Consider the following 23,541-nt stretch of genomic DNA (forward strand, 5'->3'; position numbering starts at 1 on the left):
GAGCCCCATGCCCAACCCCACCGCCGCTATGCTTGTGATCGGGGACGAGATCCTTTCGGGCCGCACCCGCGATTCCAACATGCATTATCTGGCGCAAGAACTGACCAAGATCGGTGTCTCCCTGACCGAGGTCCGCATGGTCGTGGATGACACCGATGCGATTGTGGATGCTGTCAATGCGTTGCGGGCGCAGTATGACACCGTGGTGACCTCGGGCGGGATCGGGCCGACCCATGATGACATCACCGCCGATGCGATCGCGCAAGCCTTTGGTGCGCATATCGACATTCGCGATGATGCCCGCGCCCTGCTGGCCGCCCATTACGAACGCCAAGGGTCCGAATTTAACGCCGCGCGTCAGCGCATGGCGCGCATCCCGGACGGCGCAACGCTGATCGACAACCCGGTATCAATTGCGCCGGGCTTTACCATGGAGAATGTCCATGTGATGGCCGGTGTGCCTTCGGTCTTTCAGGCCATGGTCGCTTCGGTCTTGCCGCACATCACCGGAGGCGCTCCGCTGCTCAGCCAATCCTTGCGGATCAACCGGGGCGAAGGTGATATCGCAGGGCCATTGGGCGATCTGGCCGCCGCGTTCCCCGACCTGTCGATTGGCTCTTACCCATTTGTTCGAGACGGAGTGTTTGGCGCAAATATCGTGATCCGCGGCACTGACGCCGGTCAGGTTGATGCCGCCATGACGCGTCTGGCGGGGTTGTTCCCCGGGGACTGTGCATGAGCGACTATCTGGACGTGCTCTGGGCCACATGGCCAGCCGCCAAGGAAACCCGCGTGGGTGTTTGGACCATTCGCGCCGGGCGCGGCGGTGGCAAACGCGTCTCGGCCGCGACGGCCACGGCCCCGGCAACTGCCACCGATCTGGCTCAGGCGGAACAGGCGATGCGTGCGCTTGATCAAGAGCCGTTGTTCATGATCCGCGCGCAGGACGCCACGCTGGATGCTCTGTTGCAAGACAATGGGTATAAGATCATCGATCCGGTCACCGTCTATGCCGCGCCCCTGTCCGAGCTCACAACACAACGCCCCCCCGCCATCGCCGCGTTTACCCTGTGGGAGCCTTTGGAGATCATGAAAGAAATCTGGGCGGGGGAAGGGATCGGCCCCTCCCGGCTGGCTGTGATGGCCCGCGTCACAGGCCCAAAAGCCAGCATTCTGGGCCGTATCCAAAACCGCGCCGCAGGCGCTGCTTTTACCGCGATCCATGAAAACACCGCAATGGTCCATGCAATGGTGGTGGAAAACGCCTATCGTCGGCAGGGAACCGCCATCAACATGATGCGGGAGGCGGCGTTCTGGGCACAAGATCAGGGCGCTACAGAGCTTGCCGTGGTCGTCACCGATGACAATGCCGATGCCCGGGCGCTCTATGCTTCCCTCAACATGCAACCTGTGGGACACTATCACTACAGAAAAAAACAGTGCTAAGAGGCACGCGTCGTTGAGCATGACAACCCTTTTGACTTCGGCAAGACAATTGCCGACGGAAACTGCGCTGTCCTTCGTTGAAAGGACGAAAAACACCTGCGTGCCCGAAAAAAGCTGGCCGATGACGCCCTCAACCCTGTATCAATCTGGCGCAATGCTGCGATCCTTATGCATAAGTTTGTCTCTGATGGCCCTGCCCCTAGCGGCCAGCGCACAGCTGTTGGAATTTCCCGCAGGGGCCGAGCGCACGGCAGATTCTGTGCAGCAACTGTCCAGCTATCGCCTGCCCATTGGCCCGTTTGAAAACGACACGGTTCAAACCATTTGGGCCGAAGGCGAAATCGCCCGCCAAGCGTGGCAAATCCAGATCGAGGGCGCCACGACGTTGCAACTTCTGGCACCGCTGCGCGATCAGCTGACCGCCGAAGGGTTCGAGATTTTATTTGAATGCGAGGCCGAGAATTGCGGCGGTTTCGATTTCCGCTATGCGACCGAGGTTCTGCCCGAGCCCGAAATGCATGTAGACCTAGGCGATTATCGCTTTTTGTCCGCCCATCGCATGGGGGAGGCCGCGCCGGAATACATCAGCCTGATGGTAAGCCGGTCATCCCTGCGCGGATTCGTTCAGGTAACACGCGTCGGCCCCGAACTGGGGTTGGACGCAGCGCTTTCCGCCGCATCGACCAAAAACCCTGCCAGCCCGATTGGCACCGGTGCCTTCGAAGGTCTGCCGCTGAGCGAACAGCTGCAATTGTCGGGCCGCGCCATTCTGGGTGATTTGGCGTTTGAAACCGGCTCCTCCAAACTGGGCGTAGATCAATTTGGGTCATTGGCGGATCTGGCAGGGTTCCTGTCGGATCATCCCGAGATCACCATCGCGCTTGTGGGCCACACGGACGCTGAAGGCGGGTTGGATGGGAACATTGCGCTGTCGAAGAAACGCGCACAATCGGTGATGAAGCGGCTGGTCGACGTTTATAGCATCCCTGCCGCGCAAATCTCGGCCGAGGGTGTGGGCTTTCTAGCACCGGTAGCCAGCAATCAAACCGATGACGGGCGCACGCAAAACAGAAGGGTCGAAGTGATTATCACCTCGACCCAGTAATCTGTTTGTTCAGTTTGGCATTTACCAGATCAGCGGCTGCTTATCAGCAAAGCTTTTCACCAGAAAATCAATGAAAGCGCGCACTTTGGGCTGGGTAAAACGACCCGGCGGGTAAACCGCATAGATGCCCAGGTTTTCAACCGGCAGATCGGGGATCGCTTCTTCGACCAGGCCTTCCTCTAGTGCCTCGCGATAGAGGAAGCTGGGCAGGTAGGCGATACCAAGGCCCGACACCGCAGCGTTCAGCAGCGACTGACCGTCATTCACCGTCAGCCAGCCCGCCGTGCGAACCTGACGTTTTTCACCCGATGGTGCAGTGATTTTCCAGACGTTACCGCTGGCTTGGTTCGAATAGTGCAGAAGCTTGTGATCATTCAGATCATCAATCTTGGTGGGGCGGCCGTATTTCTGGAAATACGTGGGCGAACCGATCATGCGTTTGGTCGTGGTAATCAGCTTGCGGGCGCGCAGGGTGCTGTCTTCCAGCTCTCCGATACGGATCGCCATATCAAACCCTTCCGAGATCAGTTCGACATAGCGGTTGTTCAGAACCATGTTCACAGTGATTTCGGGGTATTCCTTCAGGAATTCACCCAGAACCGGAGACAGGTGGTTCACTCCAAAGTCCGTCGCGACCGAAATCCGCAACAGGCCCGAAGGTGCCGATTGCATCGAAGTGACAAGAGCATCGGCCTCACCCGCGTCATTCAACACGCGGCGCGCCCGGTCGTAATAGGCCAGGCCGATTTCCGTCGGGCTGACCCGGCGGGTGGTGCGGTTCAGCAGGCGTGCGCCCAGACGTGCCTCAAGCGAGGACACGTGTTTGGACACCGCAGATTTCGAGATGCCCATTTTTCGGGCCGCATCGGTAAATCCGCCTTGATCCACCACTGTGGCGAACGCTTCCATTTCCGTCAGTCGATCCATCTTGAACCCTTAAACACTCTTTTCTCGTTTCCCCATTCTTGGCGATGAAATCGGGCAAGAATGCGGAGAAGGGCGGACAATACCGGGGTGATTGCACGCAGTGTTCAAGGCCAAGAAACAGCGAAACAGCGCGTTTCCACCTTGAAAATAAGGTTAAAGGGTGGCCGCCAGACGGGTGCCTTGATCAATGGCGCGTTTTGCATCCAGCTCGGCAGCGACATCCGCCCCGCCAATCACATGCGGCGTGATGCCTTCGGCTTGCAACGCGTCTACAAGGCTGCGCTCAGACAATTGACCGGCGCACAGGACGATATTGTCGGCCTCGATCAACTGAGGGTCTTCGCGAGCCTCACCCTTGCTGATGTACAGACCTTCGGGGGTGATACGTTCATAGTTCACGCCGCCCATCATCTTGACGCCTTTCATCTGCAACGTTGCGCGGTGAATCCAGCCGGTGGTCTTGCCCAACCGTTTGCCGGGGCGTTCGGCCTTGCGCTGTAGCAGCGTAACGTGCCGCGCCGGGGCTTCTGGCCGCGGTCCATCGGGGGACAGTCCGCCGCGATGCGCGGCGGGATCGGCAACGCCCCATTCTTGCAGCCACTCGGGCAGGTTCACCGTCGGGCTTTCACTTGCTTGGGTCAGGTATTCGGCAACGTCAAAGCCAATACCACCCGCCCCCACGATAACAACGCGAGGGCCAACCGTTGCGTCGCCGCGCAACACGTCGATGTAAGACAGAACTTGGTCGCCGTCCTGCCCCTCAATCCCGGGGTCGCGTGGGATGACACCCGTGGCGATGATGACCTCATCGTATTGCTTTAAATCGTCGACGCTGGCCTCGTGCCCCAAGCGCAGGGCGACGCCCGCCTTTGCAACCATGGTTTCGAACCAGTCAACAAGGCCCCAGAATTCTTCCTTGCCCGGCACTTGTTTGGCCATGTTCAGCTGCCCGCCAATCCGGTCAGCCTTGTCAAACACCACCACCCGATGGCCGCGTTCAGCCGCTGCTATCGCGGCTGACAGGCCCGCAGGCCCGGCGCCAACAACAGCAATGGTTTTGGGCTGTGGCGCGGGAGTAAGCGTGATTTCGGTTTCAAAACACGCGCGCGGGTTCACAAGGCAGGAACTGATCTTACCGCCGAAAGTATGATCCAGACAGGCTTGGTTGCAGGCGATGCATGGCGCAATTTCGGCCGCGCGGCCCGCTTGGGCCTTGGCCACAAAATGCGGGTCCGCCAGAAAGGGCCGTGCCATCGACACCATGTCGGCGCAGCCTTCGGCCAGCACCTCTTCGGCCACCTGCGGCGTGTTGATCCGGTTCGAGGTGATCACCGGAATGCTCACCTGCCCCATCAGTTTCTTCGTGACCCATGCAAAAGCCTTGCGAGGGACCGAGGTGGCAATGGTCGGAATGCGGGCCTCGTGCCAACCGATCCCGGTATTGATGATCGTCGCGCCCGCATCTTCGATGGCTTTGGCAAGTTGAACGACCTCGTCCCAACTGGAGCCGTTTGGGATCAGGTCAATCATACTAAGCCGGTAGATGACGATGAAATCCTCGCCCACCGCGGCGCGCACACGTTTGACCACCTCAATTGGCAGACGCATCCGGTTTTCGTAACTGCCGCCCCATCGGTCGTTCCGACGGTTCACATGAGTCACCAAAAACTGGTTGATAAAATAGCCCTCAGATCCCATGACCTCGACACCATCATATCCGGCTGCACGCGCACGGGCGGCGGCAGTGGCAATATCTGCGATCTGTTTTTCAATCCCGTCTTCGTCCAGTTCCTTGGGTGGAAACGGAGAAATCGGAGACTTCACCGCGCTGGCCGACACGCAATCGGGGCTATAGGCATAACGCCCCGCATGAAGAATCTGCATCGCGATCTTGCCACCGGCGTCGTGCACGCGTTCCGTCACAATACGGTGGTTGGCAATATCCTGATCGCTATAAAGCCCCGCCGCGCCGGGAAACACGCCGCCTTCGGTATTTGGGGCCATGCCGCCTGTCACCATAAGCGCCACACCGCCCCGGGCGCGCTCGGCGTAGAATTCGGCGACACGGTTCCAATCTTTGGTTTCCTCCAGATTGGTATGCATCGAACCCATCAGAACCCGGTTCTTGAGCGTGGTGAAACCCAGATCAAGTGGGGCGAGCAGATTAGGGTAATCTGTCATGGCGTCCTCCCTTTCAGGGAAGATGCTGGGGCGCGCGGTGAATGTCACGCGCTACGCCGCGTCAAAGCTTACGTGCGCGTCAGGATGTTTCAAGGCAATGCCGGCGGAACGCCTTTTTCAGCATATCCAGTTCGGCCCGCAACAGATCCATTTCAGCCCGGATATCGTCTTCCAGCAGTTCGCCAGTAACGATGGTAAAGCTGGCCAGCTTGTCACCGCTGTTCTTTTCCAGAATCAGAAAAGTCTGCACACCGTCGCTTAGCAGTTCGGCTGGAATAGGTACGCGCACAAGGTATCGCCCTGTCGAGGCATCTTCGGCGGTAACCGTCACACCCGCAACAGATTGCTCAAGATGGCGCACATCCAGCGTTGGGGCCTCTGCTTCGGCAGATTGTTCCAGCACGCCTTCCCAGACACCGGCGCGAATACGGGTTTTAGTCAGCACGGACTCGGTCATCTTATTCCCCTACAACTCGGCGCGCGGCCGGCGGCTGAAGGTCAGATCGCGCAAAACGATCTCGTTCATCTCTGGCCCCTCAAAAATCAGGTCAATCCAGACCTTTTCCACCCGCTTTTCGTTCATCTTTGTGTACGCGAGATCAAACTCGACAAATACATCGTCGTCGTGCAGCGGCAGTTCGCGTACGATCTGCTCTGTGTTGGGGCCATGTCGCACGTTCAGGCGCGCGAAAATTTCCAATGGCTTTTCCATCTCGACCACCGCATCCATGCGCAGAAGGTGACGACGGGTCAGGCCCTGAACGACATCCTCGGGCAGTTCCAGCACCAAAGACAGGAATGAACCGTCAAAGCGGAACACATCCATACGCAAGCCAAACGGCGCCAGATCGCTTTCGCGCGTGTTGCGAATCTGACGTACTGTCAGCTCAGACACATCGCAATCGTGAAACACGGTCACTTCGTCCCCAATCGCCGTGCGGCTTTCCACGGACGCCGCCCCGGGCACATCCAGAGGGCCGCGCCAAAGCACCGGTCGATAGGCCCAGTCCGCCCCCAAGGGGCGACGAATAGCATTCGAGCCGATCAGCGGCAGAGCAAGGCGGCTTTCGGCCTCGTGAATCAAACGATCCAGCTGACGGCGCAGTTGCCGCGCCTGCCCGCGTTGAGAGCGCAAAGCAGAAAGGGGCTGGCTTGGCGCCATATCCGCCACGCGGTTCCAATGCCGCAAAACCCGTCTTTGCCGCAGCGCCTGCGCGAAGGATGAAATCGGTTTTGCCATGCCTGCTAACTTATCCGAACCAAGACCGTGTCACTGATGCCGGACCATTCCTGACGCATCAACGATTACCCACATAAGGGAACATTGTTTCCATTTCATGGGGGAATTTTCCGCCCGGGTCAACTTTCTAGGTCATCGCCTGAAAATTGGCTAACAGTTCGAATTTGAGAGATAAAATCCAGCAAATTGGCAAGGCCAGCGTCACTACTGACAGGGCTTTGTGCCAAAGACGATACCGACGCCGACACCATTTGCCCATTCAGGTTGAACAGCGCGCGCCATTGATCGGCGCCCAGACCCGGAATATCGCTGGTACCGGTATGACGCGAATGGATGACAAAGGCGTTGCGATGGACAGACGTATCCACCAGCCGAACCGACTCGGGGCGACCGTCGCGCGACAAGGCGGCCAAGCCTGCCGGGGCAGCAAAGAAACGCTCTAGCTGCGGCAATTGTTGCAAGATCGGGGTGTCGCCGTCTTCCTCTGGCGAGGCACTGGCGGTCAACAGCATTTCAAACAGGGGGCGCGGGGCATTGGGCTGTCCGGTGACCGAAGCACAGCTGGCCAGAATCATCAGCCCGCCACGCCCAGCGCGTCGATCCACACAATAACCTTGCGGTCCTGCCACCTGCACGGCATCGCTGACAAGCACATCACTGCGCGGCGCAGAGCGGGTGTAGGCATAGCTACCCGGGGTTTGGGTCGGGTTCGCCGTGGGTTCCAGACACCCGGCCAGCAAAAGCGCCAGCGACCCAAAGGCCGCTGGTCGCCAGAATAGTTTAGAGATCCGCATAAATGTGCGTTTCTGCCTGTTGACCGGGATGGGTGACCGCCCCGCGACGGGTATCTCCCACCAGCTGTGCGAACTTCCACAGCGCCCCCGAGGCGTATTCGGTCTTTTTGGGGCCGGGCCATGCTTCTTTGCGCTTGGCCAGTTCCTCATCCGACAGATCAACCGAAATTTCGCCGGAGATGGCGTTGATGGTGATCATGTCGCCGGGTTGCAGCAGGGCGATGGGGCCACCATGCGCGGCTTCGGGGCCAACGTGGCCCACGCAGAAGCCACGGGTCGCGCCCGAGAAACGGCCGTCGGTGATCAGCGCCACTTTCTTACCCATGCCCTGACCCGACAGGGCCGCGGTGGTGGCAAGCATCTCGCGCATGCCGGGCCCACCTGCGGGGCCCTCGTTGCGGATGACCAGAACTTCGCCCTCTTTGTATTCGCGCTTCTGAACGGCCTCAAAGGCCTCTTCTTCGCATTCAAAGATGTTGGCCGGGCCGGTGAAGATCTGTTCTTCATCGCTCATGCCCGCGACTTTCACGATCGCGCCTTCGGGGGCCAGATTGCCCTTCAGGCCCACAACACCGCCTGTCGGGGTGATCGGGGTTTCAACCGGATAGATCACCTTGCCGTCGGCTTCGCCTTCGATCAGGTCCAGCTCTTCGCCCATGGTGCGGCCCGAGGCGGTCATGCAGTCTTCGTGCAGCAGACCGGCCTTGCGCAGCTCTTTCAGCACGACCGGCACACCGCCAGCTTCATACAGGTCTTTGGCCACATACTGACCGCCCGGCTTCAGGTCCACAAAGTACGGGGTGTCACGGAAGATATCGGTGACGTCGAACAGATCAAAGTCGATCCCGGCTTCGTGCGCCATGGCAGGCAGGTGCAGACCGGCGTTGGTCGACCCACCGGTACAGGCCACAACGCGGGCCGCGTTTTCCAGCGACTTACGAGTGACGATGTCACGGGCGCGGATGTTTTTCTCGATCAGGTTCATCACGGCGCGGCCCGAAGCCTCGCCATACTGATCACGGCTTTCATAGGGCGCCGGTGCACCCGAGGAGTTCATCAGCGCAAGGCCAACAGCCTCGGAGACACAAGCCATGGTGTTGGCGGTGAACTGACCACCGCAAGCACCTGCCGAGGGGCAGGCCACGCGTTCCAGAACTTCCAACTCGGCCTCGGACATGTTGCCCGCCTGGTTTTGACCCACGGCTTCGAATACGTCCTGAACGGTCACGTCTTTGCCGTTCAGACGGCCCGGCAGGATCGACCCGCCGTAGATGAACACCGACGGCACGTTCAGGCGCAGCATGGCCATCATCATACCAGGCAGCGATTTGTCACACCCGGCCAGACCGACGATGGCGTCATAGCAATGGCCGCGCATGGTCAGTTCCACGGTGTCGGCGATGGCCTCGCGCGAGGCCAGAGACGAGCGCATCCCTTCGTGACCCATGGCGATGCCGTCGGTCACGGTGATGGTGGTGAATTCGCGCGGGGTGCCGCCCTCTTTCTTGACGCCCATCTTCACCGACTGAGCCTGACGGTTCAGCGCGATGTTACAAGGCGCGGCCTCGTTCCAGCAGGTCGCCACGCCGATAAAAGGCTGGTGAATCTCTTCTTCAGTCAGGCCCATCGCATAGAAATACGACCGGTGCGGCGCGCGTGCGGGCCCTTCGGTCACATGACGGCTGGGAAGTTTGGTTTTGTCAAAACGGCTGTTACGCATGAGGCCCTCCTCAGATCTGGCTTGGCCAAGGGGAATATCGCCCGCGCCCGCCATGTACAAGCGTCATTGATGCGTCATGGGCGCCAGTCTAGGTTGTTTGTCAGAGGAATCCCGCCGATGCGCTATGGCCCCAATGAAGACTTTGCCGCCCCTGCCCGCCACAGCGCCGAGCTGTGGCGTACGGTTCTGGGGTTCTTTCTGGCCAGTGCCGCGCAGATTGGGCTGATTTTCGTGATCTATGGCGCGGGGCGCATGGTCTTGGGCTCTGACCGGGCCGACACCCTGTACAACGCTGTTTTCTTCAGCACGCTGACCGCGACCGAGACGCTGTTGTTGTTGCTCTCGGCGGGGTTGATCACCGTTGGGCTGGTCGCTGTGGTGGATCAGTTGCACCGACGCTCACCCCTGAGTCTGGTCGGCCCATTGCCACAGGCGTGGCGTGATTTCTGGGCTGTATTGAAAATGCTTGCCGGACTTTATTTGATCTTGTCTTTGATCCCAAGCGGCGTCGCTTTAGACCCCAACATGGCCTTCGATCGGTGGCTGCTGTTATTGCCGGTCGCGATCCCGGTTTTGTTCATCCAAATCAGCAGCGAAGAGCTGTTCTTTCGCGGCTATCTGCAACAGCAATTGGCGGCGCGCTATCGCAGCCCATTGATCTGGATCGGAATTCCAAGCGTGATTTTTGCATTTGGGCACTACAGCACCGATCTGGCCGGAGACAACGCGATCTTCACCGCCATCTGGGCAGGCCTGTTTGGCATCGCCGCGGCAGACCTGACAGCGCGTAGCGGCAATCTGGGCGCCGCTCTGGCCCTGCACTTTGCCAACAATTTCGGGGCGATCCTGTTGGCCTCACTGCCGGGCGCGGCGTCCGGGCTGGCCTTGTATGTCTATCCGATCACACTGGATGATCCCGCCATCTTACCCCTCTTTGCTGTCGATCTGGATGTGATGCTTGTCAGCTGGCTGGCGGCACGCGTAGCACTGCGCGTTTAAGCGTTGCGCCGCCCACCCGGCCAGCGTTAGCTTGCGATCAGCTTAACGATTGGCAGGATACCCCATGCGCGCCCCAGAATTCGCGGCCTATATACACCCGGCCCGCCAATACCCCGAACTCTGGCGCATCCTGCTGGGCATCTTGCTGACCCTATTCATTTATCTGGCCTGTTTCGCGCTGATGCTGGTGGTGTTGTATCCGATCATCGGCCCGTTGGAATACTTCGGCTGGCTTTTGGGTCTGCAAAGCATGGATCAGGCTCCGCAAACGTTATTTCTTCTGCTTAGCTTTGCAGGGCTGTTTTTGGGCACTATTTTGGCCGCAGCCGCGCTGCATGGGCGCGGCCCCGGAACACTGTTTGGCCCGGGCCGAGAGACACTGCGCGCCTTTTGCCTGACATCAATGGTGCTGGTGCCGCTCTATGCTGTGATGCTGGCGATTTCTTGGCAGTTCAGCCCGGCTGTGCCCAACCTGCCCCTAGACGCGTGGCTGCGATATTTGCCTTGGGCCCTGCTGTTGTTGCTGGTTCAAATCACCGCCGAAGAGTTGCTGTTTCGTGGATACCTGCAACAGCAACTGGCGGTGCGATTTCAGGCACGCTGGATATGGATGGGCCTGCCCGCGCTTGGGTTTACCCTGATGCATTGGAACCCAGAGGCCGGTGGCAATCTCTGGGCGATTCTGTTTGTCATTTTCTGCTTTGCCCTGATCGCCGCCGACCTGACGGAACGCAGCGGTAATCTGGGGGCGGCGCTGGGGGTGCACTTCGTCAACAACATCGCAGCCCTCCTGGTGGTCTCGGTCGATGGGTCGATCACGGGTCTGGCGCTCTATGTCACCCCATTCGGGATCGACGATACATCCGCGCTGCCCATGGGGCTTGGAGTCGATTTGTTGCTGCTTTTCGTCGTTTGGCGGCTCTTGCGTGCGCTAATCGTGCGATAGCCAGATTGCAATTCCGCCCCGCCCGGCTTATTTCGGGCAGAAAGGTGCAATGACAGGCCTGTATTATGAACTGGATTTCCAACTACGTCCGCCCCAAGATCAACTCTCTGTTCTCGCGGCGCGAAGTGCCCGAGAACCTGTGGCGCAAGTGTTCCGAATGCGGAACCATGCTGTTCCATCGGGAGCTCAAAGAGAATCTGAACGTCTGCACCAACTGTGGCAATCACATGCCGATTGCCCCGCGCGACCGCTTTGACGCGCTGTTTGACGGTGGCATCTATACCGAGGTCGCCGTTCCGGCGCCCATCGCGGATCCGCTGCACTTCAAAGATCAAAAGAAATACCCGGACCGCATGAAGGGCGCCCAAAAGGGCACAGGCGAAGCCGAAGCGATGCTGGTGGCCGAAGGTGAAATCGGCCAGACACCCATCGTCGCGGCTGCGCAGGACTTCCGCTTCATGGGCGGATCAATGGGCATGTTCGTGGGCAACGCAATCATTGCCGCCGCTGAACGCGCTGTGGCCCTTGGTCAACCGCTTGTGCTGTTTTCAGCCGCCGGTGGCGCGCGGATGCAAGAAGGCATCCTGAGCCTGATGCAAATGCCGCGCACCACGGTTGCGGTTGAGATGCTGAAAGAGGCAGGCCTGCCCTATATCGTTGTGCTGACTCACCCCACAACTGGTGGCGTGACGGCCTCGTATGCGATGCTGGGCGATGTGCAAATCTCGGAACCGAATGCGTTGATCTGCTTTGCTGGCCCCCGTGTGATCGAACAAACGATCCGCGAAAAGCTGCCCGAGGGCTTCCAGCGCGCCGAGTATCTGCTGGATCACGGCATGCTGGACCGCGTGACCCCCCGTGGCGAACTACGCGACGAGCTGATCACCATCATCCGCATGCTGATGGGTCAGCCGCCGGCCATTTCGGGCAACTTGCCTGCCCCTGATACGGCCACCGCCTTGCCGGCCCCCGAGGCTGACGCCGAGGCCGACAAAGCGTGAGCCAACAAAGCAGTGACATCCTCCTTGAACGGATGATGTCTCTCCACCCCAAGATCATTGATCTGACGCTGGACCGTGTCTGGCGCTTGCTTGAAGCGCTGGACAACCCGCAACGCGCGCTTCCGCCTGTTATTCATATCGCGGGGACCAATGGCAAAGGCTCTACTCAGGCGATGATCCGCGCCGGGCTTCAGGCTGCAGGCCAACGCGTGCATGCTTATACCTCGCCGCATCTGGTGCGGTTTCATGAACGGATCACCTTGGCCGGAGAGGTGATCTCGGAACCGGCCCTGACCGAAATTCTGGATGACTGCGAACGCGCCAATGAAGGTGCGGACATCACCTATTTTGAAATCACCACCGTTGCCGGATTGCTGGCCTTTGCCCGCACACCTGCGGACTACACCTTGCTAGAGGTCGGTTTGGGCGGGCGGCTGGACGCCACCAACGTCATCGACAAACCGGCGCTGACAATCATCACGCCGGTGTCTTTGGACCACGAACAATACCTTGGCGATACGCTGGCCAAGATCGCGACCGAAAAAGCCGGGATCATCAAGCGGGGCGTGCCCTGCATTGTTGGCCCTCAACAAGACGAGGCGATGGACGTGATCGAAACCCGCGCCGCAGAGCTGGGCGCGCCGCTCTTGGCCTATGGTCAGCACTGGCACGTCTGGGAAGAACGCGGGCAGATGGTGTTTCAGGATGAAAACGGGCTGCGTGAACTGCCCCTGCCCGCGCTGATCGGCGCGCATCAGGTGCAAAATGCCGGCATGGCCATCGCCGCCCTGCGCCATCTGGGATTTGACGATACCGCATTCGACGCCGCCACCCGTGATGCCCAATGGCCTGCCCGCATGCAGCGCCTGCGCACCGGCCCGCTGGTCGATGCCGCCCATGGGGCCGAGCTATGGCTGGATGGCGGGCATAACCCGGCGGCTGGGAATGCACTGGTCGAAGCGCTTTCACGTCTGCCCAATCGCCCGCTGCACATGATTTGTGGCATGCTGAATACCAAGGACGTGTCAGGCTATCTGAAACCGCTGGCACAGATCGCCCAAGGCTTGCACGCGGTCTCTATCCCAGACACCCCCGCCACGCTTTCCGCCACACAGACCATGCAGGCGGCACAAAGTATCGGGATGGACGCGCAGGTCGCGAACAGCGTTCAAGATGCGGTTGAGGCGATCACCGCCAACACGCCAAACGCACGTATCCTGATTTGCGGATCGCTCTATCTGGCCGGGGATGTCCTGCGTAAAAACGCTTAAGCGCCGGCCTCGACGCCCCAGTCTTTGTCCTGCATTTCGCGCAATCGGCTGGCGGTGCGCTCAAATTCAAATGCGCCTGTGCCTTCGACATACAGCATCTCGGGCTGAGCCGCCGCCGAACAGATGAACCGTACTTTGGCCTCGTAGAGCGCGTCGATCAGAGTCACAAACCGCTTGGCCTCGTTGAAGTTGTTGCGCGACAGGTTGGGGATATCTTCCAAAATCAACACACGCATAGCCTCGGCAATCGCAAGATAATCGGCCGGCCCCAGCATTTTGGAACACAAATCCCAAAACGTCGCCCGACCCACACCATTGTGAAACTTGGGGATGACCACGTCGCGCCCCTTAACGGTCAGCGTCAGCGCCGTGCCTTTGCCGCCGGTGAAATCCTGCCAGATTTCCTCCATCGCGTCGCGGGCTGCGGCATCGGCGGGGGTGAAATAGACCTCGGCCCCCGACAGACGATTTTGCCGATAATCATTGGGTGAGGCCAGATGATGTTCCCCCAAACGTTCTTTGATCAGCGCGATGAAAGGAAGGAACAATTCGCGTTGTAAGCCATCCTTATACAAATCATCGGGCACGCGGTTTGACGTGGTCACAACCGTCACCCCGTTTTCGAACATCAGATCGAACAGACGGCCCACCAGCATCGCATCGGTGATGTCGGTGATCTGCATCTCGTCAAAACACAGCAGTTTGACACTTGTTGCGATGTCTTGGGCGACATGCAGTAGCGGATCTTCTTTTCCGGCCTGCCGCACCTTATGCAGTTGACTGTGGACCTCTTGCATGAAGGCATGAAAATGCACGCGGCGTTTTTCGGCCAGATCGACATGATCAAAGAACAGGTCCATGAGCATGGATTTGCCGCGCCCGACGCCGCCCCAGATGTACAACCCGCGTACCGGTTCGACCTTCTTGCGGCGCTGGAAAAAGCCACGTTTGGCCGGGGGGCTTTCGTTCAGAGCCGCCCGAATGGTCTGGAGCGGCTCCAACACGGCCAGCTGTCCCGGGTCTCCATGAAGTTCGCCCGTGCTGACCTTGTAATCGTAAATTTCGCGCAATGTCTGGTCCATAAAACACCCTTAATTGGGCGCGTCGGATAAGAAAAGGTGATCTGACACATAAAGAATTTCAGTTTGACCGACGCGCAGCCCTAGCGCACCCTAGCCGCACACAGGAGAACCCGATGGAACAAACCCGCGCGCCGCTATTTACCCCGGTTTTGATCGCCGGGTGTCTGATCATCATGGTCGGGTTTTCGATCCGTGCCAGCTTTGGCGTGTTCCAAATTCCGATTGCCGAAGAGTTCGGCTGGCTGCGGGCCGAGTTCAGTTTCGCAATCGCCATTCAGAACCTCGCCTGGGGCATTGGGCAACCTATTTTCGGCGCTTTGGCCGAACGTTTTGGCGACCGGCGTGCCATCATCGCGGGCGCGCTGACCTACGCGGCGGGTCTGGTGCTGTCATCCTTTGCCGTGACCCCCGAACAACATCAGTTGCTGGAAATCCTTGTGGGGTTTGGCATTGCAGGCACTGGCTTTGGTGTCATTCTGGCCGTCGTCGGGCGTGCTGCAAGCGACGAAAACCGCTCACTGGCACTCGGGATCGCAACCGCGGCAGGCAGCGCCGGACAAGTCTTTGGCCCGCCTCTGGCCGAGATATTGCTGGGCATGATGGGCTGGCAGCAGGTGTTTTTGATCTTTGCAGCCGGTATTTTGGCCACGTTGCTGGTGTTACCGATGATGCGGTCGCCCGCCCCCGCCTCAAAGGCAGAGCTGGAAGAAAGCATGGGCCAAATCCTTGGCAAAGCGTTTCGTGATCCGTCCTATACGCTGATCTTTCTGGGTTTCTTTTCCTGCGGTTATCAGCTGGCCTTTATCACTGCCCATTTCCCGGCCTTTGTGACCGAAATGTGCGGGGCGATTGATCCATCCGGTACTTTGGCCGCGATCGGGGTGTCGACCACGTCGGCCCTTGGGGCGGTTTCAATTGCCGTGATCGGGCTGGCCAATATCGTGGGTACGGTAACCGCTGGTTGGCTCGGCAAACGCTATACCAAGAAATACCTTCTGGTATGGATCTATCTGGGCCGCACAGTTGCAGCGGGCACATTCATCTTGCTGCCGATCACGCCGGCTTCGGTCTTGATTTTCTCGGCCGTGATGGGCGCGCTGTGGCTGGCAACAGTGCCCCTGACCAGCGGATTGGTCGCGCATCTATATGGGCTGCGCTACATGGGCACGCTCTATGGCATCGTCTTTCTGTCGCACCAGATTGGCGGGTTCCTGGGCGTGTGGCTTGGCGGTCGCCTGTATGATGTTTACGGCAGCTACACGCTGGTCTGGTGGATCGGTGTCGGCGTTGGGTTATTCTCGGCGATTGTGCACCTGCCGGTCCGCGAGAACCGATCTATCGTTCCGGCCTAAAGCAAACCTTCCACCTGCACCCGCGCCAGCCAGCCTTCCGGGCCTTCGAAGTGATGCGCTTGCCAGCCGCGCGCCTTTGCGGCGGCGATATTCGACGCGCTGTCGTCAGTGAACAAAAGCCTGTCCGGCGCCACCCCGGTTTCACGCTCCAGAATCTCATAAATGTCGGGTTCGGGCTTAATCGCCCGCAAATGGCCCGAAATGAAATCGCGATCAAAGGCGCTGAGGAACGGATAATGCGGGCGGGCCAGCTCGTAGGTGCCAATGCCGAAATTGGTCAGTGAGAACACCGGAATACCGCGTGCCTGCAACTGCTCCATGATCTGAACCGAGAGCGCGATGTCGCCCTGCACGAATTCCAACCAGCTGTCATGCCAATGGCGAATTTCATCGGCCCAATCCGCATGCTGATCGGCAGTGGAATAGATCACCTCGCGGAAATCTTCTCCGCGATCCACGCGCAGGTTCATCTCATAGAGGTCGACAGCGTCAAACAACGCCTGCTTTCGCTCTCCCCCCAAAAGCGCTTCGTAAAACGGTTCAGGGTTCCATTTCAAAAGGACATTTCCGATGTCCAAAACGACGGCTTCGATGGTCATTAGTCACCCTGTTAATCGGCATACAGCGCCTCGGCGTGGAAGTTCACATGATCTTCCATGAAAGATGCGACAAAGAAGTAACTGTGGTCATAGTCTTTTTGCATGCGGAACGTACCGGGTTGGCGACGCGCCACCATGGCCTGCGCCAAGGCCTCGGGGCGGAGCAGTTCCAAAAACTGGTCCTTGCTGCCCTGATCCACCAAAACCGGCCCATCAAAGCCGGATTCCTGCATCAAAAGGCTGGAGTCATGTGCAGCCCAATCTGCGCCTTCAGCCAGATAAGCACCCAATTGCTTGCGGCCCCAATCAGATTGCGTGGGATTTGCGATCGGCGCAAAGGCCGACACTGATCGAAAGCGCCCGGGCAAAGACATCGCTAGGGTCAGCGCCCCGTGCCCGCCCATCGAATGACCGGTAATCGCTTGTCGATCCTCATCAATGTCGAAGTTCGCGGTGATGATGCGAGGCAGTTCTTCGGCAACATAGTCCCACATCTGAAAGTGCGGCGCCCAAGGGGTTTGCGTTGCATTCACGTAGAACCCGGCCCCCTTTCCCAGATCATAGGACTCGTCATCGGCCACGCCGTCCCCACGCGGCGAGGTGTCCGGGAAAACCAGCGCGATGCCCTGCTCTGCCGCCCAGGCCTGCGCGCCGGCTTTGGTCATGGCGTTCTCATGGGTGCAGGTAAGACCTGACAAATACCACAACACCGGCACGGGGCCGTCCTTGGCCTCTTCGGGTAGAAACAGACCAAAGGTCATATCGCAACGGCAGGCGTCTGAAGCATGCCGATACACCCCCTGCACGCCGCCAAAACAGGTATTTTCCGAAAGGGTTTCCATAACAAGGCTCCAATCTTGAAAGTCGTTTTCAGGTAACCCGAAAGCCGGGCAAATTTCTATCCCGGCACCCAGGCGATGACGGCCGAGATGGTCAGCACCGAAACAACGGTCGACAGGAATATCGTGGCCGAGACCCGTTGCGGAGCAACGCCATAATGCTGCGCCAGAATAAACACGTTGCCCGCAACCGGCAGCGCCGCCGCAGCGATCATGACCGACGCAGCAAAGCTGTCGACATCAAAGATAATCAAGGCCGCGATGGCAACGGCGCCCGGATGCAGCACCAGTTTGCAAAAGCTAAGCCAACCCGCGACCGTCAGCCGTTCGGCCGACTTGCCCGCCAAAGATGCGCCAATGGCAAACAATGCGCCGGGTGTTGCAGCGGCCCCAAGAATTGTCAGGAATTGATCCACCGGCCCGGGAATCGGAAACTCTGTTGCTGACCATATCAAACCCGCGCTAATCGAAACGATCATTGGGTTGCGCAGCAAACCGCCCCCCACCGTTCGCAAAATTGCGGGCGAAACCCGCCCGTCGCGTGCGCCCGTGATCAGGATGACTATCAGGCTTCCAAACACGATCAAATCGACCGAAAGCACCAGCATCACAGGGCCAATCGCGGCCTCGCCCATCAACAGCGCCAGCATCGGCACACCCAGAAACCCGACATTGCCGATCACCGCGCACTGGGACTCGACCGCAGCCTCTTCGACCCCGCGCTTTCGCAGGACCGCAACCAGCGTCACCATCAGGTACACCACCAATGTGCCCAACAGATAAGCCTTTACAAAGGGCCAGTCGAAAACCGCCCCCAACGAGAGTTTCGCCGCAAACCGAAACAACATTGCGGACAGGGCAAAGTAGAAAACGAACTTGGTCAGATAGGCCGTGGCCGCGGGGCTGAAAAACCCTGTGCGACCGGCCCAGTACCCAAGGCCGATCAACGCAAAAAATGGTAAGGTTTCAAGCAGAACAGCCAGCATGCGTCTGGCCTAGCACGGGCGCGCGGCCCGCGCTAGCCACTGCCGATCAGGGCCCCTGCGGCAAAGACAAGTGCCCCGCCCAGCACCACCTGGAACGTGGCGCGCAGGAATGGTGTCTCCATGTACTTCTTCTGCAACCAGACGATGGCCCACAGTTCAACAAACACCACGATCATCGCAATCATCGTTGCCGTCCAGAAGTGCGGGATCAGATAGGGCAGCGCATGCCCCAACCCGCCAATCGTGGTCATCACCCCTGACGCAATCCCGCGCTTGATCGGCGAGCCACGGCCCGAGATCGCACCATCATCCGAAGCGGCTTCGGTGAATCCCATCGATATCCCTGCGCCCACAGACGCCGCCAGACCAACCTGAAAAGTTGTCCATGTGTCCTGTGTTGCAAAGGCGGTGGCAAAGATCGGGGCGAGCGTTGACACCGACCCATCCATCAACCCCGCCAAGCCGGGCTGTACCCATGTCAGAACAAACTGGCGATGTGCGGCTTCATCCTCTTCGTCGCGCACATCTTGGCTTAGCAGCGACTGCTCCAGATGAATGGCCTTGTCTTCGTGGCTGGCTTCTTCTGCAGCCAGATCACTCAACAGCTTACGAGTCGCGCTGTCTGATGACCGTTTTGCGGCGGTTTCATAGAACCGCTGCGCCTGCGCTTCCATTTGACGCGCCGTCCCCCTGATCTGATCAAGGCTCAGGTTCTGAGTCAGCCAAATGGGGCGGCGCGCATAATATCCAGCCACATGTTCTCGGCGGATCAACGGAATATCCGGCCCAAAGCGGGTTTCAAACAGCTCGTGCAATCGGCGCCGATGAACGTCTTCTTCTTGGGCCATTTCTTCAAACAGCTTGGCCGATTGCGGAAATTCAGCGCGCAACTGTCCTGCAAACGTGCGATAAATTCGCGCATCATCTTCCTCTGAAGAGATCGCAAGCGCGATAATCTCGGCCTCGCTCAGCTCTGAAAACTTGCGTCCTTGATGAAAACTGGAGAACATCTGCCGCCCCTATATTAGAACAATTCTAAATTAATCTTTCGCCCCAAAACTTCAACCCTCACTTCTCGGCCTTGCCGCAACGGTTCCCCACTGCTTATAGTTGTTCCAACTTTTGGAGTACCGCATGACAACAGCCTCGGCCCAAATTCGCAAAGGGCGAAAGTTCGATCAGGTTTTGGAAGGTGCGCGTGAAGTTTTTTTAGAATTCGGTTTCGAAGGTGCAAGTGTCGATGACATTGCCCGGGCCGCGAAAGTGTCCAAAGCAACGCTCTATAGCTATTTCCCCGACAAACGGCTGTTGTTCCTTGAGGTCGCAACCCGCGAGTGCTCGCGGCAGGCCGAAACGGCTTTGGCCGCTATCAATCTGGACGATCCCGCGCCTCAGGTCCTGCGGGCCGCGGGTGAGCACCTGTTGGCCTTTATCCAAACCAGCCTGGGGCGCAGCATCTATCGGCTCTGCGTTGGCGAATGCCTGCGCTTCCCAGAACTGGCTCAGGCGTTTTATGCATCGGGCCCGCGCACCGTCCACACCGAGCTAAGCGCTTTTTTGACCCGTGCTGTGGATCGTGGCGAATTGATTATCGAAGATATTTCGCTGGCCGCCGACCAGTTCGCCGAACTGGTCAAAGCCGATATGTTTGCGAAGCTGGTCTTTGGCGTGCAGACGGAATTCACCAAGGTTGAACTTGACCGCATCATTGACGGTGCGGTGCAAATGTTCATGGCCCGCTACGCAAATACCGATTTCTAAAAGAAAAACCCCGGCCCGCAAGCGGATCGAGGTTTTCAGTTTGGCATGATCCCGACGCCGCAGGCTGGGTGGGGGCAATTAATCCACGACGCCGGGTAAGCTCTCATGCTCAAGAATGATATTTGCCTACAAACCGGGCTGCGCCGAGGCTGCTTGCAGGAATTGCAGGGGCGATTTAGAGGCGAATTCAGGGCAGGGTTGATTTGCGACGCCGAAGAGGTCAGGCTTGGGGCATGACGTTGCAAACCCCAACGCCCTTCCCCGCCAAGCGGGTGGATGAGCAGATAAACTTTGACCGTCACGAGCTGGGAGCCATCATGGGTCTCTATGGGCGCATGGTTGCAGCCGGTGAATGGCGCGACTATGGCATCTCAAGCCTGCGTGAGGTCGCCGTCTTTTCGGTCTTTAGGCGCACGGCTGAACACCCTCTCTATCGCATCGAAAAGCGCCCCAAACTTCGGCACAAACAGGGGCTATATGCGGTGATCGGGCTGGACGGGCGTATCTTGAAACGCGGGCACGATTTGAAATCCGTGCTGCGCGTGCTTGAGAAAAAGCTTATTCGGTCGGTCGACTAACCCGCTTGCGCGCCAAAAGCGGCCCATCACCCTGCGCCTCCATCCGTTGAACGGTATCTGCAATCGGCTCATAGGCCACGGCCATGTGATAGCCGTTCGCATGGATCAGGGTCTGATCATCTACTGCCATGGCGACATGGCCTTTCCAAAAGTACAGATCCCCCCGCTGGGGCGCCATGTCGTCGGGCAAAGTCTGCCCAAGGGCCTGCATCTGAAGATCGCTGTCGGCCGGGCACAGTTGGCCGCACGACAAATAGCCCGCCTGAACCAAGCCCGAACAATCAATACCCACCGCTGAATTACCGCCCCAAAGATAGGGCACGCCAAACAGCATTTGGGCCACGGTAACCGGGTCGGTGAAGGGCTTGTTCAGCGGGCGCAGATGCAGCTTGGGCACATACCCTCCGCCGGCCAGCGAAAAGAACATCCCGTCATCGCCGATCACCTGAAGCTGCGTACCAAAGCTGTGCCACAGAGCGTCCGCACATGTGACGTCAGGGCGTTGATAAATATGGGAAGCTTGCACCGCGATCATGTGCGTGGGCGCATCAGGCGCCCCCAATTGGCCGTCGGTGACATATCCAACGTAGCCGTCCTTGACGGATTGAACAAAGTTCATTCCATTGTGAGTTTCAAAAACCCTTACCTTCTCGCCGCGCAGCAATTGGCGTTGTCGGTGGGTTTGCGTGGCATCCCAAATGTCAGCGACAGGCACTTTGACCTGCTGAACCGTGCCCTTGGCAAAAGTCTTGGCCTGCACAAGCCCCTGCAAATGCGCAGCCGCCACGCGCGCGTTGGCTGGGGTCAGACGCGGATCGCTCATAGGTTCAACACCTTGGGAAGCGCCTCAAGCAGGGCACGCGCGCCTTGACCAACACCCCCTTTGGGGCGCGCCGGAGAGGGGCTTGGCTGCCAGCCATAAATATCGAAATGCAGATACTTGGGATTGTGCTCGACAAACCGTTTCAGGAACAGTGCGGCCGTGATCGACCCGGCAAATCCCCCGGCAGGGGCATTGTCCAGATCGGCAATCGCGGGTTCGATCATCCCCTCGTAGGGGTCATGGAATGGCATCTGCCAAACCGGGTCTGCGACCTTTGCCCCCGCGGCAGACAGTGCTGCCGCATCGTTTGGGTCAGTGGCATAAAAGGGTGCGATATCAGGGCCTAAGGCCACGCGCGCCGCCCCCGTCAAGGTTGCCATAGAGACAATGCAATCCACGCTTTCCTCATCAGCCAGCGCCAGAGCATCGGCCAGAACAAGCCGCCCTTCTGCGTCAGTATTGTTGATCTCGACGGTCAGCCCCTTGCGAGATGTCAGCACATCCTGCGGCCGAAAGGCATTGCCCGCCACCGCGTTCTCAACTGCCGGGATCAACACCCGCAACTGCAATGGTAAATCCAAAGCCATGATCATGTGTGCCAGCCCCATCACCGTGGCCGCACCGCCCATATCTTTTTTCATCAATCCCATCGACGCGCCCGGCTTCAGGTTCAAGCCGCCGGTATCAAAACACACGCCCTTGCCCACAAGCGTCAGTTTTGGCCCCCTCGCGCCCCAGCGCATCTCCAACAGGCGCGGCGCTTGCGTCGAGGCGCGCCCTACCGTGTGGATCATGGGATAGTTCTGCTCCAGCAGCGCGTCTCCGCGAACAACGTTCATGCTCGCGTCAAACTGCGCAGTCAATTCTTTGAAAGCACTCTCAAGCGCCTCCGGCCCCATGTCAGATGCGGGCGTATTGATCAAATCGCGGGTCAAAGATTCACCCGCGGCAATCGCCTCAAGCCGCGCGGCATCAACCCCTTCTGGCGCTTTCAGCCGGGCTTTCATCGGCGCGGCCTTTTTATAGCGATCAAAGCGATAGCTGCCCAAAAGCCAGCCCAAAGCCTGTTCTTCCAAGGCGTCTCCCGCAAGGTCCGTTTCCAGATGATATGTACCCTCGGGCAGTTTGGCCGCGATTGTGGCCAGTTCGAACCGCTTGCGATCGCGGGCCTTCCCCCGGGTCATTCCGGCAACCGCCGCCTGTGCAATGCCACCGGCGCCTGGCAACAGACAGAGCTGCCCAGCGGCCCCCGTAAAACCATTTGCGCCCAGCCAAGCGCGCTGGCCCTCGGCCAGGGTTTCAGACCAAGATGGGAAGGTGTCCGCATCCAACAGATGTAATGGGATCGAAGGCGCGTCAGCAGAAGCGAAGGTAAGCGGCATGGGGTCCCCGGGTTATAAAGGCTGGGCACAGATTAAGTTTATCGCCACGACCTGCAACCCGGGATCGGGTTCAAAAGTGCTGCATCTGAGACATCATCTTGAAAGAGCGGTCCGAAACGCGCTCTAACCGGGCCATTGTGGCCGCCAACGCCACGTGGTCTTCGGCTTCGGCCGTTCGGGCAACATCACGCGCCACCGCAGAAAGGCTGCTCAGCCCCAAGGGATCAGCGATGGTGGCTATGGAACGTGCCGTGCGGGCCAAAGAATTCCAGTTTTCGTTGGCGTTATGCATCGCCGCCCGCCCCAGTTTGCGCCGCAAAGCCGACATAGAGCGCGCCATTGCAACTTGCGCCTGCGCCTCGCCCAGATCGACATAGAACCCCGCCATACGCTCTGGGTCCAGATGCAAAGGTTCGTCCTCTAGCCACAGCATTGTTAGTCCCGACACACCGTCGTCCTCCGCAAATTTCCGCGCCCCCACGTCTGGCGATCATCCCGCGGCTGGTTGA

Annotated in this window: 24 protein-coding genes; 10 read left to right on the forward strand and 14 right to left on the reverse strand. The window is 59.0% G+C overall.

Translation table 11 applies throughout. The features are described from left to right. The first annotated feature begins 7 nt into the window (after positions 1–7). The 3 genes from ATO10_RS07580 to ATO10_RS07590 all read left to right on the forward strand — a co-directional run bounded on the left by ATO10_RS07580 (position 8) and on the right by ATO10_RS07590 (position 2,551). Positions 8–739, forward strand: coding sequence for a competence/damage-inducible protein A (locus ATO10_RS07580; protein ID WP_035250062.1), 732 nt, complete (start codon positions 8–10; stop codon positions 737–739). After that, on the forward strand, positions 730–1,446 hold the full coding sequence (locus ATO10_RS07585) for a GNAT family N-acetyltransferase (RefSeq protein WP_420313636.1): 717 nt from the start codon (positions 730–732) through the stop codon (positions 1,444–1,446). The genes ATO10_RS07580 and ATO10_RS07585 overlap by 10 nt, the downstream gene beginning before the upstream one ends. 187 nt (positions 1,447–1,633) lie before the next feature. Next, positions 1,634–2,551 (forward strand): OmpA family protein, encoded by a 918-nt coding sequence (locus ATO10_RS07590; RefSeq protein WP_238323428.1) that lies wholly within the window; start codon positions 1,634–1,636, stop codon positions 2,549–2,551. Positions 2,552–2,572: 21 nt separating this feature from the next. Here the strand turns inward: ATO10_RS07590 and ATO10_RS07595 are convergent, their stop codons facing one another. The 6 genes from ATO10_RS07595 to ilvD all read right to left on the reverse strand — a co-directional run bounded on the left by ATO10_RS07595 (position 2,573) and on the right by ilvD (position 9,413). Beyond that, positions 2,573–3,478 carry a LysR family transcriptional regulator gene (locus ATO10_RS07595; RefSeq protein WP_035250066.1) on the reverse strand — a complete coding sequence of 302 codons (906 nt, stop codon included), beginning with the start codon at positions 3,476–3,478 and terminating at the stop codon, positions 2,573–2,575. A gap of 153 nt (positions 3,479–3,631) precedes the next feature. Then, positions 3,632–5,659: an NADPH-dependent 2,4-dienoyl-CoA reductase gene (locus ATO10_RS07600; protein WP_035250068.1), complete on the reverse strand. Its 2,028-nt coding sequence runs from the start codon at positions 5,657–5,659 to the stop codon at positions 3,632–3,634. A 79-nt stretch (positions 5,660–5,738) separates the two neighbouring features. After that, positions 5,739–6,116, reverse strand: coding sequence for a hypothetical protein (locus ATO10_RS07605; RefSeq protein WP_035250070.1), 378 nt, complete (start codon positions 6,114–6,116; stop codon positions 5,739–5,741). 9 nt (positions 6,117–6,125) lie between these two features. Then, on the reverse strand, positions 6,126–6,899 hold the full coding sequence (locus ATO10_RS07610; protein ID WP_051598018.1) for a DUF6478 family protein: 774 nt from the start codon (positions 6,897–6,899) through the stop codon (positions 6,126–6,128). A 119-nt stretch (positions 6,900–7,018) separates the two neighbouring features. Next, entirely contained in the window at positions 7,019–7,693 is a 675-nt protein-coding gene (locus tag ATO10_RS15945; protein ID WP_051598019.1) for a hypothetical protein, read from the reverse strand. Continuing rightward, positions 7,680–9,413: a dihydroxy-acid dehydratase gene (ilvD, locus tag ATO10_RS07620; protein ID WP_035250073.1), complete on the reverse strand. Its 1,734-nt coding sequence runs from the start codon at positions 9,411–9,413 to the stop codon at positions 7,680–7,682. Before ilvD ends, ATO10_RS15945 begins: the two co-directional genes overlap by 14 nt. A gap of 117 nt (positions 9,414–9,530) precedes the next feature. Between ilvD and ATO10_RS07625 the strand changes: the two genes are divergently transcribed. The 4 genes from ATO10_RS07625 (at position 9,531) to ATO10_RS07640 (ending at position 13,630) form a co-directional block, all read left to right on the forward strand. Next, positions 9,531–10,412: a CPBP family intramembrane glutamic endopeptidase gene (locus ATO10_RS07625; protein ID WP_035250075.1), complete on the forward strand. Its 882-nt coding sequence runs from the start codon at positions 9,531–9,533 to the stop codon at positions 10,410–10,412. 64 nt (positions 10,413–10,476) lie between these two features. After that, a complete protein-coding gene (locus ATO10_RS07630; protein WP_035250077.1) occupies positions 10,477–11,358 on the forward strand; it encodes a CPBP family intramembrane glutamic endopeptidase in 882 nt (293 codons plus the stop codon). A gap of 65 nt (positions 11,359–11,423) precedes the next feature. Then, entirely contained in the window at positions 11,424–12,359 is a 936-nt protein-coding gene (gene accD / locus ATO10_RS07635; RefSeq protein WP_035250079.1) for an acetyl-CoA carboxylase, carboxyltransferase subunit beta, read from the forward strand. Continuing rightward, positions 12,356–13,630 carry a bifunctional folylpolyglutamate synthase/dihydrofolate synthase gene (locus ATO10_RS07640; RefSeq protein WP_238323429.1) on the forward strand — a complete coding sequence of 425 codons (1,275 nt, stop codon included), beginning with the start codon at positions 12,356–12,358 and terminating at the stop codon, positions 13,628–13,630. Before accD ends, ATO10_RS07640 begins: the two co-directional genes overlap by 4 nt. On the opposite strand, the gene zapE is transcribed toward ATO10_RS07640, so the two are convergent. Next, positions 13,627–14,712, reverse strand: coding sequence for a cell division protein ZapE (zapE, locus tag ATO10_RS07645; RefSeq protein ID WP_035250084.1), 1,086 nt, complete (start codon positions 14,710–14,712; stop codon positions 13,627–13,629). The two genes, ATO10_RS07640 and zapE, sit on opposite strands and share 4 nt — an antisense overlap. 113 nt (positions 14,713–14,825) lie before the next feature. Here zapE and ATO10_RS07650 point away from each other — a divergent pair, with 113 nt between their 5' ends. After that, complete coding sequence (locus tag ATO10_RS07650; protein WP_035250086.1) at positions 14,826–16,064, forward strand: MFS transporter; 1,239 nt, start codon at positions 14,826–14,828, stop codon at positions 16,062–16,064. Here ATO10_RS07650 and ATO10_RS07655 read toward each other — a convergent pair. The 4 genes from ATO10_RS07655 to mbfA are packed head-to-tail and all read right to left on the reverse strand — an operon-like array spanning position 16,061 to position 19,498. Beyond that, on the reverse strand, positions 16,061–16,663 hold the full coding sequence (locus ATO10_RS07655) for an HAD family hydrolase (protein WP_035250087.1): 603 nt from the start codon (positions 16,661–16,663) through the stop codon (positions 16,061–16,063). The two genes, ATO10_RS07650 and ATO10_RS07655, sit on opposite strands and share 4 nt — an antisense overlap. Positions 16,664–16,674: 11 nt before the next feature. After that, complete coding sequence (gene fghA, locus ATO10_RS07660) at positions 16,675–17,505, reverse strand: S-formylglutathione hydrolase (RefSeq protein ID WP_035250089.1); 831 nt, start codon at positions 17,503–17,505, stop codon at positions 16,675–16,677. Positions 17,506–17,561: 56 nt separating this feature from the next. Continuing rightward, on the reverse strand, positions 17,562–18,488 hold the full coding sequence (locus ATO10_RS07665; RefSeq protein WP_035250090.1) for an AEC family transporter: 927 nt from the start codon (positions 18,486–18,488) through the stop codon (positions 17,562–17,564). A 32-nt stretch (positions 18,489–18,520) separates the two neighbouring features. After that, positions 18,521–19,498, reverse strand: coding sequence for an iron exporter MbfA (gene mbfA, locus ATO10_RS07670; protein ID WP_035250092.1), 978 nt, complete (start codon positions 19,496–19,498; stop codon positions 18,521–18,523). A 124-nt stretch (positions 19,499–19,622) separates the two neighbouring features. On the opposite strand from mbfA, the gene ATO10_RS07675 reads away from it, so the two are divergent. Then, a complete protein-coding gene (locus tag ATO10_RS07675; RefSeq protein ID WP_035250093.1) occupies positions 19,623–20,249 on the forward strand; it encodes a TetR/AcrR family transcriptional regulator in 627 nt (208 codons plus the stop codon). A 233-nt stretch (positions 20,250–20,482) separates the two neighbouring features. Beyond that, positions 20,483–20,827, forward strand: coding sequence for a DUF2794 domain-containing protein (locus tag ATO10_RS07680; RefSeq protein ID WP_035250095.1), 345 nt, complete (start codon positions 20,483–20,485; stop codon positions 20,825–20,827). Here the strand turns inward: ATO10_RS07680 and ATO10_RS07685 are convergent. The 3 genes from ATO10_RS07685 to ATO10_RS07695 all read right to left on the reverse strand — a co-directional run bounded on the left by ATO10_RS07685 (position 20,808) and on the right by ATO10_RS07695 (position 23,480). Continuing rightward, positions 20,808–21,650: a C40 family peptidase gene (locus ATO10_RS07685; protein WP_035250096.1), complete on the reverse strand. Its 843-nt coding sequence runs from the start codon at positions 21,648–21,650 to the stop codon at positions 20,808–20,810. The two genes, ATO10_RS07680 and ATO10_RS07685, sit on opposite strands and share 20 nt — an antisense overlap. Continuing rightward, positions 21,647–23,032, reverse strand: a complete 1,386-nt coding sequence (locus ATO10_RS07690; RefSeq protein ID WP_035250097.1) for a leucyl aminopeptidase family protein — start codon at positions 23,030–23,032, stop codon at positions 21,647–21,649. The genes ATO10_RS07685 and ATO10_RS07690 overlap by 4 nt, the downstream gene beginning before the upstream one ends. 70 nt (positions 23,033–23,102) lie before the next feature. Then, on the reverse strand, positions 23,103–23,480 hold the full coding sequence (locus ATO10_RS07695; RefSeq protein WP_155886716.1) for a hypothetical protein: 378 nt from the start codon (positions 23,478–23,480) through the stop codon (positions 23,103–23,105). Positions 23,481–23,541: the final 61 nt, after the last annotated feature.

Source organism: Actibacterium atlanticum (genome assembly GCF_000671395.1).
GTDB lineage: Bacteria > Pseudomonadota > Alphaproteobacteria > Rhodobacterales > Rhodobacteraceae > Actibacterium_D > Actibacterium_D atlanticum.